General features: G+C 60.0%; 13 protein-coding genes and 3 pseudogenes. 7 read left to right on the forward strand and 9 right to left on the reverse strand.

Going from position 1 to position 15,807, the window contains the following annotated elements; all coding sequences use genetic code 11:
- Window positions 1-123: 123 nt before the first annotated feature.
- The 3 genes from JO965_RS34185 to JO965_RS34195 are packed head-to-tail and all read right to left on the reverse strand — an operon-like array spanning window position 124 to window position 3,360.
- Complete coding sequence (locus tag JO965_RS34185) at window positions 124-405, reverse strand: hypothetical protein (protein ID WP_203446441.1); 282 nt, start codon at window positions 403-405, stop codon at window positions 124-126.
- A complete protein-coding gene (locus JO965_RS34190) occupies window positions 378-1,568 on the reverse strand; it encodes a glycosyltransferase (protein WP_203446442.1) in 1,191 nt (396 codons plus the stop codon). The genes JO965_RS34185 and JO965_RS34190 overlap by 28 nt, the downstream gene beginning before the upstream one ends.
- A gap of 16 nt (window positions 1,569-1,584) precedes the next feature.
- A complete protein-coding gene (locus tag JO965_RS34195; RefSeq protein ID WP_203446443.1) occupies window positions 1,585-3,360 on the reverse strand; it encodes an HlyD family efflux transporter periplasmic adaptor subunit in 1,776 nt (591 codons plus the stop codon).
- Window positions 3,361-4,925: 1,565 nt separating this feature from the next.
- Here JO965_RS34195 and JO965_RS49695 point away from each other — a divergent pair.
- Window positions 4,926-6,029, forward strand: a complete 1,104-nt coding sequence (locus tag JO965_RS49695; protein WP_371826991.1) for a glycoside hydrolase family 18 protein — start codon at window positions 4,926-4,928, stop codon at window positions 6,027-6,029.
- 32 nt (window positions 6,030-6,061) lie between these two features.
- Here JO965_RS49695 and JO965_RS34205 read toward each other — a convergent pair.
- The 5 genes and pseudogenes from JO965_RS34205 to JO965_RS34225 form a co-directional block, all read right to left on the reverse strand.
- A pseudogene (locus JO965_RS34205) lies at window positions 6,062-7,042 on the reverse strand (IS481 family transposase); the annotation flags it as partial.
- Window positions 7,043-7,102: 60 nt separating this feature from the next.
- On the reverse strand, window positions 7,103-7,252 hold the full coding sequence (locus tag JO965_RS34210) for a hypothetical protein (RefSeq protein ID WP_203446445.1): 150 nt from the start codon (window positions 7,250-7,252) through the stop codon (window positions 7,103-7,105).
- Between the two features lie 473 nt (window positions 7,253-7,725).
- A protein-coding gene (locus tag JO965_RS34215) for an IS5 family transposase (RefSeq protein ID WP_203446318.1) occupies window positions 7,726-8,495 on the reverse strand; the annotation gives its coding sequence in 2 pieces (ribosomal slippage) (window positions 7,726-8,174 and window positions 8,174-8,495; 771 coding nt in all).
- A 194-nt stretch (window positions 8,496-8,689) separates the two neighbouring features.
- Entirely contained in the window at window positions 8,690-9,472 is a 783-nt protein-coding gene (locus JO965_RS34220; RefSeq protein ID WP_203446446.1) for a hypothetical protein, read from the reverse strand.
- A gap of 256 nt (window positions 9,473-9,728) precedes the next feature.
- Window positions 9,729-10,430, reverse strand: a pseudogene (locus JO965_RS34225) (IS6 family transposase).
- Window positions 10,431-10,647: 217 nt separating this feature from the next.
- Here JO965_RS34225 and JO965_RS34230 point away from each other — a divergent pair.
- From JO965_RS34230 to JO965_RS34255, 6 genes and pseudogenes are all read left to right on the forward strand, one after another.
- Window positions 10,648-11,094, forward strand: a complete 447-nt coding sequence (locus JO965_RS34230) for a transposase (RefSeq protein ID WP_203445814.1) — start codon at window positions 10,648-10,650, stop codon at window positions 11,092-11,094.
- Window positions 11,078-11,431, forward strand: coding sequence for an IS66 family insertion sequence element accessory protein TnpB (gene tnpB, locus JO965_RS34235; protein ID WP_203445813.1), 354 nt, complete (start codon window positions 11,078-11,080; stop codon window positions 11,429-11,431). Before JO965_RS34230 ends, tnpB begins: the two co-directional genes overlap by 17 nt.
- A 44-nt stretch (window positions 11,432-11,475) precedes the next feature.
- On the forward strand, window positions 11,476-13,071 hold the full coding sequence (locus tag JO965_RS34240; RefSeq protein ID WP_203445812.1) for an IS66 family transposase: 1,596 nt from the start codon (window positions 11,476-11,478) through the stop codon (window positions 13,069-13,071).
- A gap of 38 nt (window positions 13,072-13,109) precedes the next feature.
- Window positions 13,110-14,111, forward strand: a pseudogene (locus tag JO965_RS34245) (IS110 family transposase); the annotation flags it as partial.
- Window positions 14,112-14,707: 596 nt separating this feature from the next.
- Complete coding sequence (locus JO965_RS34250; protein ID WP_203446447.1) at window positions 14,708-14,866, forward strand: hypothetical protein; 159 nt, start codon at window positions 14,708-14,710, stop codon at window positions 14,864-14,866.
- On the forward strand, window positions 14,856-15,176 hold the full coding sequence (locus JO965_RS34255; protein ID WP_203446448.1) for a hypothetical protein: 321 nt from the start codon (window positions 14,856-14,858) through the stop codon (window positions 15,174-15,176). Before JO965_RS34250 ends, JO965_RS34255 begins: the two co-directional genes overlap by 11 nt.
- Before the next feature lie 92 nt (window positions 15,177-15,268).
- Here JO965_RS34255 and JO965_RS34260 read toward each other — a convergent pair whose 3' ends face one another.
- The gene (locus tag JO965_RS34260; RefSeq protein ID WP_203446449.1) at window positions 15,269-15,778 is read right to left on the reverse strand and encodes a CYTH domain-containing protein; all 510 of its coding nucleotides are present in this window, start codon (window positions 15,776-15,778) and stop codon (window positions 15,269-15,271) included.
- Window positions 15,779-15,807: the final 29 nt, after the last annotated feature.

A 15,807-nucleotide genomic window follows, 5' to 3' on the forward strand; every position in this document is an offset into this window, starting at 1 on the left:
GCCATTGCGTAATGGAAAACTGCGACGGGCATTGCCGCTCGAACAATTATGCTGTCGGCCAGGTCTCATTGCGCCCAACAGCGGTTAACGTGATAAGCCCCTGTAAAGTGCGGAGAGTTGTAGCTAATGCCACCTCATTCCGGTGCCGCGCATTTCATCGACGGCAGCAATTACCCAAGCACTGTTGATCAACAGGCTTTGATAAATGTCGAGTGCTGGAATGAGGGGGATCAGTGAGATTTCATCATCCTGCTCAAGGATGTAGATCATGGCCGTCATGACATTCAGCAGGCCCACCGAGCCGATCCATGCAATGACAAAATCCATCGCAAAGCCGGATACCACCGAATAGCCGATGGCCAGCCAGAAGTAGAAATTCAAGATTGGAACGAGATAGATGTCCACTGGGACAAGATGGTCATCACGATGCCCAACAGCGGGGCCTTGGTCTTGTTGAACTTGCGTAGGCTCCTGAGGTACAGCATGTACACCTGCCACGTGCCTCGAATCCAGCGATAGCGCTGACTCATAAGTGTCCCGACATCTTCCGGGCATTTGGTATAGGCATAGGCACGGGGTTCATAGACAATGCGCCCACCAAGCGCGAGCGCCGACAGCGATAGCTGGAAATCTTCCGCGAAGGTCTCACCGGAGAGCGGCCCAAAGACCAGCCCTTCGCCGTGGTGCTTCATTCGTTCTGAAGGCTGGTTGCCGGGAAGTTTGGAAACCTCCTCCATCATCTCTCGCCGGTACAGGCCAATAGGCCCCGGTACGACGGTCACGGCCCCAAGGAGGCTGAGGGCCATGCGCATACCGCCGTTTCCGAGCAGGTACTCCGCTGCTTGCAGACGGGTCAGGAAGTTGACGCGATTGCGGATCGTCACCTGCCCGGACACTCCCACAACACCCTTTTCGTAGATGCGCGGCACCATGATCTTGAGCGCGTCTTCGGCTAGACCCGAATCTGCATCCACGCACAGGAGCAGGTCGCCCTTTGACTTATAGTAAGCGAAGTTCAGCGTGCTCCATTTGCCACCATTGGGCTTGGTGTAGACGTGAAGGGTACAGTTCGCGTACGCCCCCGCCATGGCGAACGCCTTCACATACGTGTCGTCAGACGAGCCATCGTCTACAAAGATTACCTCATAGTTTGGATAATCGAGCGTCACCAGCGACGTGATTGCATTGATGACCGTGTCCGACTCATTATAGGCCGGAACAAGGATCGACACGAACGGCGCATTGTTACCAAGCGGCTGTGGCGGCTTCCGGCGCACACGATCATGCCCATAGAAGGCGAGCGCCTGCACGGTCATCCAGCGGATCATGATCAAAGCGCCGATCACAATCAGGAAAATGCCCCATACTGCCGAGAGAGGGCCTTTGTTCAGAAGGCCGCTCTCGGATGAGAACACGGCCTCCTGAACGGTCCATGGCAGAGTAAAGGTCAGCGACAGTCCGTAGAGGAAGGTGGTGATCGCCAGGAAGTTGATGACCCACCGGTGATAAGTGCGAGGCTTTGTACGAAATTCCCCGACTGCGGCGGCACGTTGAACAATCTCGGTCATGGATTTCTATTGATACTTAGGCAACATGTGGGATGGTGATCTGACCGCGAGCCCTATCCAGCACCGTGAGGACATTCTCGTCATCGACACTCTGGATGGCGTCTTCGAGTTCACTGTCGAAGACCAGTTCATCACGCAGGGCACCGACCGCAGGCTCACCCAACTGGTTGACGAGCTTGACCAAGCCGCGCACGAGATCGGAATCGTGCTCTAAGTGGCCGTGCCGCAGCAGGCGATGAAAGTTCTGCGCCATCTCTCGCAAGCGCTGGTCTCGCGCCTCGTAATTAATTTGCTGCTGTGGCACGTCATCGTCGTTGACGGCACGACCGCGCATGGCGCTCGCCAGCGCCCCCAGGAAGCCAAGGGCACTGAGACCGAGGCTGGCGTTGAAGGCGAGGCTGTCGAACAGGTTCGGACGCCACAGCAGGCGGACCGGAACCGGATTACCGGCGCTGGCCAGCAAGGTGATAGCATCAAGCGGCAGCTTCGCATCGAAGTGAGCAATCACGCGCTCCTTCTCGAACGGAGCCTTCTCTGCGTCACGGAACTCACCGACAAAGAAGCGGTTGAGGATCGGCTGCTCAAGAGCAAACTGGACCTTGCCAGCGTGCTGGACCTTCTTCACGTCATCCTCAGGCAGCCAAACACGAGCGACGAAACCGCTGCCTTTCGACACGGCCAGCACAGGCGTGTTCTCAGGTGCGAAGCCGGGAGCCGGGTGTCGGTACACAACCTCACCCGAGAACGGGGCCTTGACCTGCGTGACGGCCAATGTGCTGACGCGTTCAGCCTGCAAGCCTTCGAGTTCATGTTGCGCTACCTCCTTCTCGCGTGCTATGGCATCCACCGCCCGCTTGCGGTCATCGGCAACCGCCTTCTCGACCAACGTCAATTGCCCGGAGAGCAGCGCGAGGGAACCTTCAACCTCTTTCAGGTCTCGGTCGATATTGGCCTGCTGCACATCGAGCGCCTTAATGGAATCATCATAGCGCTTATCAACGGCAACCCTGTACCGATCCAACGAGGCGAGGCTTGCCTTGGCCTTGTTGAGCGCAAGCGCCTGCGTCAGGGCGTTCGAAGTTTTCTCCTCAGTTACATTCACCGTCCCAATGCCATTCTTGCGCAGTTCGGTGGCACGGGTCGACGCAGTCTGCGCAATCTGCAACTGCGCCGCTGCGGTCGTAAGCTGCTCCCGCTGCTCTGCCGTTTGCAGGTCGATTTGACTGACTTCTTTGGTCCATTGGTTACGGACGTCGTTTTTCGATTTCTCCACCTCACGTCGGGACTTTTGAAGATCGAACTGGAATGTTTTGGCCTGATCAATCTGGGTTCTGAGTTGTGCCTGCCGCTGGAGCAGTAACGCGTCCACAGGCAACGCCCGCAGGTCAAGTGCCTGGATTTTCGCCTGCGATTGCTTGATGTGGCTGTCGACCACCGCCAACTGACCTTCAATGGCAGGCGGGATGAATTCAACAAGCCGCTCGCCTTCCTTGATAGCGCCTTCCGGCGCGAGTTTGTCAGTAGTCACATTACGCTTAGCATGAACCACAAACAGGTCCTGACCACCCACGATGCCACTTCGGTGCGAGAATTCCATGTAGGCCCAGTTGCTGGCCGCGCCAAAAATGCCAAGCATAAGAAGGAGGAAACTGAGCCGCGCGAGCCTGTTCGGCTTGGCTTTATTACGCTTGAACCAGATGCTCAGGCTATAGGACGCACAAAACACGCCAAAGCCGATGAGGCCGCTAATGACTGCTATCCGCAGTACGTCGCTCGCTTCAATACCGCTCATAGGCAAGTCGCCTCCGTCTATAGAGCCGCGAATGCTCCTAGTTACGTGCTCACACCGTGGTATTGTTACTCTGCACTTTCGGATGGGACAAAGGTGCCGCGCCAACTGCTCTACAAAGCATCGCTTGAAAAGAATTCTGCTGGTTCAGCAGAAATCCGTATCGTTATTGGATTGGAGTTCTAAAATGGCGATTCCATACCAGTGTTACAGCGCTTTGTGTCCCAACACTTCGCATGCCCAATCAATATGAATTTCGTGAAGGAAGCCGATTACTAACGCGCTTGAACAAGAAGGCTATTCACGCGGTATTGCGAATTTCATCACTCCTATTCAGGAGCGTTCTTGATGTTGCATAGCGGTGTAGTCGATTTTGCATTCATGCTGCAATACCCCCAACTGGGCCCAAAAGTAGTATATTGGCGTGGCGAGAAATCTTCTGGGCTGCGGCCCGCAGTTTGTCGCCATATATTTGCCGCAGTCAGAACATTGCGTCGAAGTGGGAAAAGCATCTATATGACTATTGCCTATCAATTCAGCTTTTTTGCTCGAATAGATATTTCGCGGCTAATCTTATTTATGGCTAGTCCACGAATTTTACGCTGATAGGTTCTTGGTACGTAGGTTTGCAGAAGGTGGATCCTCAAAAAGCGAGGTGTGGCCTTTCAGTTCCACGGTTGAATAGCGCTACCGTAACGCTCATCACCCCCAAATAGGCCGAATAAACCGGAAGCCCGATAAGGGCCTGTTTGAGAACTCTCAGTAACCGCAACATCTCATGGCTGGTGCTCGCATAAGGCTTTGTATATTGGGAAATGGCTTGTTCTCAAATAGGCGCTAACGACACAGAGGCTGCACCTGATATACTCACGTAGTCAATCTCCATGGAGGCCGCTTTGCAGATCGCGTCCGCGGTATCATTCTTGTTCGTCCTGACGAAGGGACCGACGTGCCGAGGCGGCACCAGTTTGACCCGGTACCGAGCCTGCTGAGTTCCCGCGCCCAATGTTGCGCGCTTGCGGAGGCCTCCATACCGACAAGGCAGGGCGGGAAGGCTTCAAAGAAGGCTTGCACCCGAGCACGTCGGAGCCTCTTTCGGATCAGCGGCCGCCCTTGGGCGTCTGCGCAGTGCACCTGAAAGACATGCTCCGTGGTATCAAGACCGACGGTGGCGACTGCCATGGTTGGATTCTCCGGTAATGCCAAGCGCTCCAGCATAACGGAACGCGCTACGGGAGGGAGGCGTCCATCCCATCGGATCGGCACCAACGGGCAGAAGCTGGCTGAGGTGTTCGCGACCGAGGCTGGCTAGGTACTGGAGGCCGTGGCACAGGCCAAGCGGTGGCGAGGATATCGGGACCCTTCACGTCAGCGGAGCCAATCCTTTGCTTTTCGCGTCCTCGACAGCAAGGGGAACTCCTCCGAGTGTACCTTCAGCCTTAGGTCAGCTGAAATGGGTCACCCGAGCATTGGAGGAAGAAACATTGAGCGGCGCCAGACACCTCCATGACCTCCTCTTCGTCTTGGGCAGGATCACCTGCTTCATAGCGACCGTGACTGCAACGTCCATGGTCCTGTCCAGAGGGGGGACTGTTTCCGCAGCACCCACAGGTGTTGGCCCTGCCGCCCAGCTGGGCGGCAGGGCCTTCGTCGGATACCATCCGTCCTGGAACGATCGTGGAGCCCCTCTCGGCGCTATTGCCGGGCAGTACTCACACGTCATGCTGTCCTTTGCCCGTCCCGACCTCATGTGGTCGGGGCTTGAGTCCGGCACCTGGAAAGGCACCGGGTTGGAATTCTCGGCCCCACCCGACAAGGTGAAGGAGGAGGTAGCCTTGCTCAAGGCCACGGGGGCAAAGGTGATCCTGTCGGTCGGTGGAGCGAGCTACGGAGGCTGGTCTACTCTGGCAGCAGAGGCAGGGCATGACAACCAGCAGATCAAGAACGCCCTAACGCAGATCGTCAGGGATCTCGGCCTGGATGGACTAGACGTCGACTACGAGAGGCACGCAGCCGATGCCGCAACCGTGGAAGAGTACACCCGTGTCATCCAGGCCCTTCGCGAAGCAGTGGATGCCGCACGGCCTGATGGCATCCTGGCCCTCGCCGCATCTCCGACCGGCAGCGACTACACTGCTGCAACCGGAGACGAAGGCACGGGAAGGAGGTCGGGTTCGGGTGGATCTGCTGGTCGCGAACGCATGACATTTAGGCGTACGGTACCCTCGGGTCCACACGCAGGAAGAACGGTAGGCGAGTTGGTGGACCTGCTGAATATCATGGCCTATGACTCCGGATCCAACTTCTATGATCAAGCCGTCGCCTACGAGCAGTACCGGGCGATCATGCCGGCCAGGACCGTGGTGACGATCGGCATGATCTCCGGAAAGCATGCATGGGGTGATTCAATCCTCGTCAACCGGATTGCGGATGCGACGTGCAAGGGATCTGTCAACATCGCCGACCAGTACAGGAGGCCAAGCGGCGCCTCCAACTCTGTGGAGCGCCTCGCGGACATCGTCCTTGCTGGAAAGGACCACCCCCTTGATGGACTGATGCTGTGGCACGTCGCAAAGCAACCGGAGATCACCTGCGACGGTCGTCCGCCAGCCAGCCCGGCCAGCATTGCCGAGATCGTTAGGGCAAAGTTTGCCCCCCATACCGGGCCGTGAGAATGCAAACATCCTAGCGCAACGGACGTTCTGTCTGGATGCGAGACCTCCTTGGCGTGAGCGACGACCTGGAGGGCTTGAGGCAAAGCGTGTGGATCGGGTGGCTTCGCGCGCCGATTGGCCAGCTTCGGCTCAGCGACCAAGCGGCTTCGCACGACCTCGTCCGGTGATCGCCCCTTGAGCACGCGCTGGCGTCTTCTGTTGTAGGCTTGGTTGAAGCCCTTGAGCAGCGTCTCCAGATCCCCATGGCTGTAGATCGTGATGCCGAGCACTTCACGCTGCACCCGTCCATTGAAGCGCTCGGCGAGACCGTTGGTTTGCGGCGTGTAGGGCTTGGTCCTGCGATGCTCCACCTTCAACTGGTGGCAGGCGTCCTCGAAGCCATCAGCGGTAAAGCACGAGCCACGGTCGGTGAGCACGTGGGTGACCTTGAAGGGAAACGCGCGGATCGCTTCTTTGAGGAAGGCAATCGCGCTTATGGCCAGCTCGTCGTCTTTGACGGCCAGGTGCACCCAGCGCGAGCAGCGGTCGATGGCGACATAGAGGAAGCGTTTGCGGCTCTCGCCATTGGCGGTTCTCAGCTTGGGCAGGTGTTTGATGTCCATGTGCACGAAGCCGAGATCGTAGTCCTTGAAGGTGCCGCTCCGGCGCTGGCGCTGCTGCGCCGGTGGCAGGCGGCCTAAGCCTTCAGCCTTGAGGATGCGGTAGACCGCATCACGGTTGAGATGCGGCAGGAAATGCGTGACCACGAAGGTCAGATCGTCGAGCGGAAAGCCGGTGGCCTGCCTCAGGGCGCAGACGATGGCGCGTTCCTCCTCGGTGGCCCTCCAGGGCAGCTTGTGCGGCCGGCTGCTGTGGTCCTGACAGTCTTTGGGGCCGCGCTTGCGCCATTTGCGGACCGTCTCGGTGCTCACACTGAAGCGCTGGGCCAGCACGCCCGTCGGCTCGGATGAGCGGGCAATCTCCTGGCGGACGGCTGGAGTGGTGCGGGCTTGCGGATGAAGGGAGTGCATCATGTCCTCCTGCGATGAGGAGCTCGGCGCCGCAGGCCGTCAAAGCGCCAAGCATACTCCTCAATCGCGCAACGCACTTGGTCCCAACAACGTTCCGCCACCAGACAACTTAGGTTCAACCACATCGCAGATGTCGCCGATGGCTCGCCAGAGCGCATCCAGAGATCGCTCAGCCTGGGCGCGCAGATACGCTTTGATTTTATAAACCAAAAGAGGGCCTCGTAGCGGAGGCTTGAGGCGCTAATCTCAGGACTTCGGCCTCTCTGGAAGCTCTCCAGCTTCGATCGCGCCGGCGTCGTCCTTTTTCAAGGTTGGGGAGCGCACAAGGTCTATTCAACAAACCTCGGTAACTTGGACGAAGCACGAACATTTGTCCGGAATCATGCGATTTGACGCAATTTTGCAGCCAATTGTGCTTGGTGTAGCCCTTCAATGGTATTCGCAATCGCAGGTCAGAGGAACGTGCGTTGCCCGACATTCCCGATCATCCATCGACGATAAGCGATACTGCGATGGTTTTGATCTCTTTCGGGTTTCTGATCGCCTCAGGGTTGGTCATCACAAATAAGCTGAACGAGCCTGACGAGCATCGTTCCTACTTTGTCCGGTTTCGCGCGGTTTATTGCACAAACCTTGCGGGTTCTGTCGCAAAATCGGTTTTTACTTGCCAATACTAGGGCCTGTTAGGTCTTGAGCCAGTCGAGCGCAGCGGCGAGGCAGAGCACGCCCATGAACGATGAGGCCGTCTTCTCGTAGCGGGTTGCAACAGCGCGCCACTCCTTGAGCCGGGCCCAGAGCCGCTCGACAAGATTTCGATTGGTATAGATCCAGTCTGGACAAGCGACCGGCGCCTCATGCCTCTGCGGTGGAATGGCCGGCTTGGCTCCCATGCGCCAGACATGCTCGCGAAAGGCATGGCTGGTGTAGCCGCGATCCGCCACAACCCAGGTCGGCACGCCTGGTAGCTGCTCCAGCAGCGGAAGGGCGTGCGGCAGCTCGTGCGCTTGGCCGGGCGCGATCCGAAATGCGACGGCGCGTCCAAGACCGTCGGCGATCACGCAAGCCTTGGTGCCATAGCCGCCACGAGAGCGGCCAAGTGCTTCACGATCGTCTCGCTCAGCTTGAGAGCCCCTTTTCGGCGCGCTCCGGCCGCCTTCTGATGCGCCCGCACGCTGGTGCCGTCCAGAAAGGTCATGCCAAGCTGGATCCCATGGTTCTGCACCAGATGGAGCAGGCGCTCCCAGACACCCAACCGCGCCCAGCGGATGAAGGTCTGAGCGGCTCGCCACCAGGGGCCCAGTTCAGCTGGCACAGAGCGCCACTTCGCGCCGTTCTCATGACGCCACAAGATCGCCTCAAGCGTGCGGCGCAGATCCTGCGGCGGGGTTTTGCCCTTGGGACGGCACTGCTCCACCAGTGGCCCTAGCATCGCCCATTGTGCATCCGTCAGCATAGCTCCTCCTCAAACAGGACGAGCAAAACGCTTCCAAACAAAATGAGTTCAAGCCCTAACAGGCCCTAGCGGTTCCGCGCTGACCAGCTGCTGTAGAATCAACGGCTTAGCGCTGCGGTCACGACGCAAAATGGCGCTGCAAAATGCCTATACTTCGAGTTTGCGACAGAACCTAGATCGATCTTGGATCATCATCAGTTGGCGAAAGATGCGCGGTCCAAGGCAGCACCCGAGTTCATCCCAAACGTCGTTCCTCGGACGCTGGTGGATCCCGTCACGCCATCCGGTGCCGGCATGGCCAGTTTCCCTGTATCGGGACCATTGCTAAGGGGCGCGGAACGGCTCTCCGGATCGAGCTTCGACAGAACGCTGGGATCAAATGGCTCCTCGTGCATTGATCCATCAGCTCGGATGATCGTCTTGATCCCGGTGTCCGCATCAAGAAAAACCGATTTGATCGCAGCCTTTGGGATCTTGTCAGAATGGGTTGCTTCTGCCGAGGCGGCAAGATCGGGTGTCACAGGCTGGGCAGTCGGTATTCCGATTGCGGCTCCCTGATCCTGCTCGCTGACGCGTGTCGGGTTCTCAGCTTTCCCATTGCCAGACTTCGCGGAACTCTCCTCCGTAGCAGTCTGCGCCGCCCGCTGAGCCTTTGTGGCGGCTGCGGCTTGTTCCTGCTCTGCTACGATCTGATTGAGCTGTGCCTGCGCCGCTTCAGCCTCTCTCTGCGCCTGCGATCCGAAGACGGCAACCAGGGGGTTGCTCGCACGCTCCGCAGCAGCTTTCGCATTGGCTGTTTCTGCAATTTTCGCGACCTCGATCACCTTGCGGGCAGCTGCCGTCTGCCGACGATTGCTGGTGTCGTATGAGTAACGCTGTCCGTTGACTTCGTAAAAGACGGTTTTCGCCTCCACGCTACCGATCAGGGTTCCTAGCGCAACCACGGAAGCCCCGAGCGTCGTGAATGTTCTGTTCATACGCAATCCCCTTTCTTGTCGGAGGTAAGATTCGGTTAGGGATTGCGGCAACACTATGACGGCGATCCAGCTCGTCCATGCACTATCAGAACGTCGCTCTGCGTGGGTTGCGTCGCCGAATGGTCAGAAGAACCCGCCTGCTGACCGAAGTCGCTGGACGTGCACGCCACAATCCAGCGTCACTGTTGTCTCCACTGGGACCTGTCACGTTAACTGAAGTTGGACGAGTAAAGGCAAACTTCGCTTCCTAAGTGGCTCAGGCAGCAACGCAGGCTGCAGCCTTCCAAGCCGCCATGGCGTCGAGGCGGTGAAGGTGGATGGCAAGGGCAGAGCGGCGGGAACGGGGTGGAACGAAGAGATTGCCGACGGCAGGGAACACACTGACAAATCACTGCAGGCCTCCCGGTGATCGAAAGCCCTGCATTGCCCGCTCTCGCCGGCGCAGCGGCAGATGCGAATTCTCGGCCCGGTTATTCAGACCCTTATGTGAGTGATGCTCAACCGCCGGCATGATCTGGCGCCGGGCGGCAACATAGGAGCCCAGCTTGTCGGTGATCATCCGCCGAGGGAGACAGCCCTGCTTCTTCAACAGACGCTTCAGCAAGCGTTTGGCCGCTTTGGTATCGCGCCGCGTCTGGACGATTTCGTCGAGCACATAGCCATCCTGATCGACGGCTCGCCACAGCCAGTGCTTCTGGCCGGCAATGGTGATCACGACCTCGTCGAGATGCCAAATGTCGCGCCGGCTCGGCTTCTTGCGTTTCAGGCGGCGGGCGTAATTGGGCCCGAACTTCAGAGCCCATCGCCGGACAGTCTCATAGGAAACGAGGATGCCGCGCTCCAGCAGCATCTCCTCGACCAAGCGGAGGCTCAGCGGAAATCGAAAGTAGAGCCAGACCGCATGGGCGATGATCTCGGGCGGGAAGCGGTGGCGCTTGTAGCTGACGGGCTGAGTCATGCCAGCCCATCTACACGCCTCGCTCTCACGCCCGAGTTAATGTGATGTCGTGGATGGCGCCCTCCACCAGCGTCAGACGTGCCAGAATGGGCATGTTGAAGAACCGGAGAGGATCCACGTCCATGCCAGAGATTGTCAGTAAGCGCGCAAATCTCTGCACCTTTTCATTGCTGATGCAGTGAAGGAGTCTGTGTCCGCAATGGAGGCTGCGGACGCAATGACAGTGAATAGCGCGGAAGTACCAGGGCAGTTGCGGGTCGTCAGGGTTCTTCGCAACGGCAAGCGGTGGTTTGATCCGGTCGAGAAGGAGCGCTTGATCGACGCCTGCCTCGAGCCGGGGGTATCGGTGGCAGGGCTCGCGCTGGCGCACGGGATCAACGCCAATCAGTTGCGCAAGTGGGTCAAGCTGCGCCAGGACCGGAAGGCGACCGAGAAGGCGGCGTTGACGGTGATGCCGAGCGGCGCGCCGTCAGCCTTCGTGCCGGTGGTTGAGACCACGCCGATGGCGCGGCTGCCGGCCCCGTCAGCTCGGCCGCCAGCGGCACGGGTCCGCGTGACGGCGGCGCTGCCGAACGGGGTGCGGCTGGAGCTGGACGATGCGGATGCGCAGGTTCTGTCGGCGATGATCGAAGCGCTGGGGCGGTGCCATGTTCCGGCTCGCTGATGATCTGCGCGTCTACCTGCACCGGGATCCGATCGACTTCCGGGCCGGGATCAACACCTTGGCGATCCTGGTCGAGCAGGCGATGGGCCTCAACCCGTTCGAGCGTGCGGTGTTTGCCTTCTGCAATCGCCGGCGTACCCGGATAAAGTTGCTGTTCTTTGACCGGTCGGGCTTTGTGCTGGTGCTGAAGGCGCTGACGCAAGACAAGTTCCGCTGGCCGCGGCGGCCGGAGACGGTGGTCCTGCTTGACGCCGAGCAGTTGCACTGGCTGCTCGACGGCATCGATCTCGACGCGATGGTCCGCCATCCGGTGCGGCAATACGAATTTGTCGGGTGAGGTTGCCGGTTGACGTCAGGGGAGGCTTCCGATTCAACAATACGATGACTCGAGCCGGCACCCCGACCGTTGCGGAGTTGATGGCGCTTCTGGCGGCGCATACGGCCGAAATCACCGCGCTGAAGGCCGAGCGGGAAGCTCTTTCGCAGCGCATCGTCAAGCTGGAGGAAGAACTGGCACTGGCGCGGCTGCATCGGTTTGCGCCGCGGAGCGAAAAGCACATGGATCGCGTCTTCAACGAAGCCGAGCAGGTCGCCCGCGAGGCCGATGCAGACGAGGGCAGCGCCGAGGCGGATGCCGTTGAACTTCCGGACACGGGATTGCCGGACACCCAAAAGCCGGACGGCCAGAAACGCGGGCGCCGGCCCCTGCCGGCGAACCTGCCACGCGAGCGCGTCGAGTATGACCTCGCCGACGACCAGAAGAACTGTCCGTGCTGCAGTAACCCGATGCATCGCATGGGCGAGCTAGTGACCGAGCAGCTGCAGATCGAGGTGAAGGCGAAGGTTTTGCAGAATGCGCGGTTCAAATATGCATGCCGACACTGCGACCGCACCGGGATCATCACGCCCGTCGTCATCGCGCCGATGCCCGCGCAGCCCTTGCCCGGCAGCATCGCCACGGCCTCGACGCTGGCCTTCGCGCTCGTTCACAAATATGTCGACGGCACGCCGCTTTATCGCCTGGCGCAGGCCTTCGCACGGGCCGGGGTTCCTGTCAGCCGCGGCGCTCTGGGCCATTGGGTGATCGGTTCGAGCGAGAGGCATCTGCATCGCCTCTATGACGCGCTGAAGCTGCGGCTGCGATCCCAGACCGTCATCCATGGCGACGAGACCACGGTTCAGGTGCTGAAGGAAGAGGGTAAGGACCCCACCAGCACCTCGTACATGTGGACCTATCGCAGCGGCGAGGACAGCGAGCAGCCGATCGTGCTGTTCGATTACCAGCCCGGCCGCGGGCAGGAACATCCGCGGACCTTCCTCGGCGACTATCGCGGCATCTTGATGAGTGACGGCTACTCGGCCTGGCGCACGGTGAACGGGGCCACGCATGTTGGATGCATGGCTCATGCCAGGCGGCGCTTTGTCGACGCCCTCAAGGCGAGGAAGAAACCCGGCGGGCCGCCGGCGCAGGCCCTCACGTTCTTCGACCAGCTCTACCGGATTGAAAGGCAGGCGCGGGACGAAGAGCCGGATGAGGGCGCAACGCAAGCCGACGCCAGACGCCGCTTTCGCCAGAAACATGCCGTTCCGGTCCTGAACGCCCTCAAGGCATGGCTCGACGTTATCGCTCCGAAGGTTGTGCCAGACACCAAGCTCGAAGATGCCGTCTCCTACACGCTCAACCAGTGGGAATACCTGACGCGCTATACCGAAGACGGCCGGATGCCGATCGACAACAACCTTCTGGAGCGAGACATCCGGATTTTTGCAACAGGCAGGAAGAGTTGGCTCTTTAGCGATACAGTCCAGGGCGCCCATGCCAGCGCCGTCATCTACAGCCTGATGCTGACCTGCCGGGCCTGCCGCGTCGAACCCTTGGCGTGGTTACGACACGTCCTCACCGAATTGCCGCAACGTCCCGACGATGCCGATATCGAGGACCTGCTGCCCTTCAACTTCAACAAACAGCCAGCCTGAATGCCGCCTTACGAGGTGCACTGAAATGCGCGCTTACGATTGTCACGATCGGCCTTGATATCGCGAAGAACGTCTTCCAGCTGCACGGCGTCGACAGGAGTGGAAAGATCGTCCTGCGCCGGGCACTGCGGCGCAGCCAGGTCCCAGGCTTCTTCAGCACACTGTCGCCTTGCCTGATCGGGATGGAGGCCTGCGCGACGGCTCGCCCCTGGGCGCGCACGCTCATGGCTTTTGGTCACGACGTCCGCCTGATCCCTCCCGCCTACGTCAAATCCTATCTGCGCCGGCAGAAGAATGACGCCGCCGACGCGGCGGCCATTTGTGAGGCCGTCACGCGGCCGTCGATGCGCTTCGTTCCGGTCAAGAGCCCGCAGCAGCAGAGCACCCTCATGCTGCACGGAGCCCGCGATCTCCTGATCGGGCAGCGGACCGCCCTGATCAATGCCTTGCGCGGCCACTTCGCCGAATTGGGCATCGTGGTCGCTCAGGGCGCTCGCACCACGCGCCAGTTGATCACTTTCCTCCATGAGGAGGGCAATCCAGACTTCCCCGCGGCAGCTCGGGTCGCACTCCAGCCTCTGGCGGCGATGCTGGTTGAGATTGAGGCGCAGATCGCCAAGCTCGACAAGGCCATTCTGGCGGCCCACCGCAGCGATCCGGTGAGCATCAGGCTCGCCACCATTCCCGGCATCGGCCCGATTGCGGCCTCTTGTCTCTCGGCCAGTGTTCCGGATGCCGGCCTGTTCCAGGGCAGCCGGGAGTTTGCCGCCTATCTCGGCCTCGTGCCCCGGCAGCATTCAACCGGCGGCAAGGCGAGGCTCGGCTCCATCTCGAAGATGGGCAATCGGCATCTGCGCAAGCTGCTGGTCGTCGGCGCACACGCGGCGCTCTACAGCATGAAGTCGGCCAAGACCAGGACGGCCCTGGCTGACTGGGCCCGGTCGCGGCTGGCCAAGAAGCCATTCAAGGTGGTCGCCGTCGCCTTGGCCAACAAGATCGCCCGGATCGCCTGGGCGGTCATGGCCAGGAGCACGGCTTACGAGCCCGGGAGGCAAGGGAGCGGCCGCGCCGGCGGCCTCATAGACGACCAGCTCAAAACCATTCGCCCCTTGGGGCAACCCAGTTGGCACGGTGACGATGAGATGATGTGAAGCCAAGCGGATATGGATCGCCGGAACTGGCAAACCCGTGGTGTCGTCTTGCGTCAGTCGAGCGCGATAATGTGAGAGGGACCAGCTCCAGCGTAAAACATCAGGGCCCGCGGTCATGTAGCACCGCGTTCAAAGGCCGGAGACATGACCGCATCCGCCCCGCTAGGCCCAAACGTCGTCAACAATCACATTGCCAAACGGGCGCCATCCAGACAGGACGATACATGCGACAGAGCCTCTCAGGTCAGCTTGAGCAGATCGCGGCCAGCAGCCCGCGCCTGGAGGTGTCCGGCCTTGCCACCGGTTGGCAATCGCGCTGCGCCATAACACCAAGTGATAGCTCGCCCAAACCCTTGGCAGAATTCGGTTCGACCGAGATAGGCCCCGGTCCAACCTGCGTAGAATAGAGCGACGCACGCTCCCCGCACTATTGTTCTGTCATATCCACGCAGCACCTGCGCACATCCAGCACACAGGAGGCGAGGATGAAGCTCTCAATGAAGCGGCGGTCCCGGCGCTGGGTGCTCCGCGAGCTCGATCGCAGCGCCGCAGCGCGGTCTGCCCAAGCCGACATACTCAACACGCAGACTGACCCAGGCTTCGAAGCCCATTCCACTGTCGGACACGATTACAGTGCCGTCTGACACGCTCACGCTCGACCACATGGCCGGGCACCGCACGGAATACTTCTCGCAAGAGGGTGAGCCCTGGATCCGCGACACTCCTGATGGCCACGCCCTCGAGATCAGGGCGCACGAGTCCCTGACGATGCCGATCGCAGCTTACATTCAGCACATGCGAGCCCATCACTCGGCCACACCAGGGCAGGAGAGGACGAGCGGATTGGTGGCCGATTCAGCACGAGCCCGATCGCCACCGGGCTGCGATGCGCCCGCACCCACAGGAGCATCGCTCCGGCGGTCTTCTGGTAGCATCGTCACCTTGAGCGAGTAAGGGTCGATTGAAAGCGTCACACTCACCTCTAAGCCGTTGAATTTTCGTAACCTGCTCCGGATCAAAAACCCTCGTAACGCAAGCAAGACCCGTTAAGTTGACGAGGCCGCCAAGGCTGCCCTCTTGCGGGAGAGGCTCTGCGGGTCCGCATGCAGCTTGAACAGGTTGGCCATTTTGTAGCCCGGATCGTTCGTGATCTCTGGCCCAACCCATTCAGGCATGGTGAAAGCCTGTTCCTCGTGCTCCAGTTCGATCTCAGTCAGGATCAGGCCTTCCAAAGCCCCCTCGTAGACATCAACCTCCCACATGAAGCCGTCGTACGGGACAAAGTACCGGATCTTTTCAATCAGCGGCTCAGGGCAGAGGGTGCGCAGCATCTCCTCGGCCTCGGCATACGCTATTTCGTACTCGAACTCCAACCGGCGCAGACCAATGCGCGCCCCCTTGACCGTGAGCCACGCCTGATCATCCGCAATCCTCACCCGAACCTTGCCGTCGCCGAAGCGGGCCAGCATCCCGTCCCGCAGCCGCTGGCACCCTGTGGCGGCCTTGCGCCACTCATCACTCAGAACAAGAAATTTGCGCTCGATCTCAACCGGCATGATGGGTGTCCAATTGATACGGAATTGTG

Origin of the sequence: Microvirga sp. VF16, from assembly GCF_016864375.1 — a bacterium.
Taxonomy (GTDB): Bacteria; Pseudomonadota; Alphaproteobacteria; order Rhizobiales; family Beijerinckiaceae; genus Microvirga.

What these genes read in the sequence shown, in the direction of transcription:
- JO965_RS34190 (WP_203446442.1), bottom strand. Translation starts at nt 1,568, where the DNA reads ATGACCGAGATTGTTCAACGTGCCGCCGCAGTCGGGGAATTTCGTACA.
- JO965_RS34195 (WP_203446443.1), bottom strand. Translation starts at nt 3,360, where the DNA reads ATGAGCGGTATTGAAGCGAGCGACGTACTGCGGATAGCAGTCATTAGC.
- JO965_RS49695 (WP_371826991.1), top strand. Translation starts at nt 4,926, where the DNA reads ATGGTCCTGTCCAGAGGGGGGACTGTTTCCGCAGCACCCACAGGTGTT.
- JO965_RS34220 (WP_203446446.1), bottom strand. Translation starts at nt 9,472, where the DNA reads ATGAACAGAACATTCACGACGCTCGGGGCTTCCGTGGTTGCGCTAGGA.
- JO965_RS34230 (WP_203445814.1), top strand. Translation starts at nt 10,648, where the DNA reads ATGACAGTGAATAGCGCGGAAGTACCAGGGCAGTTGCGGGTCGTCAGG.
- tnpB (WP_203445813.1), top strand. Translation starts at nt 11,078, where the DNA reads ATGTTCCGGCTCGCTGATGATCTGCGCGTCTACCTGCACCGGGATCCG.
- JO965_RS34240 (WP_203445812.1), top strand. Translation starts at nt 11,476, where the DNA reads ATGACTCGAGCCGGCACCCCGACCGTTGCGGAGTTGATGGCGCTTCTG.
- JO965_RS34250 (WP_203446447.1), top strand. Translation starts at nt 14,708, where the DNA reads ATGAAGCTCTCAATGAAGCGGCGGTCCCGGCGCTGGGTGCTCCGCGAG.
- JO965_RS34260 (WP_203446449.1), bottom strand. Translation starts at nt 15,778, where the DNA reads ATGCCGGTTGAGATCGAGCGCAAATTTCTTGTTCTGAGTGATGAGTGG.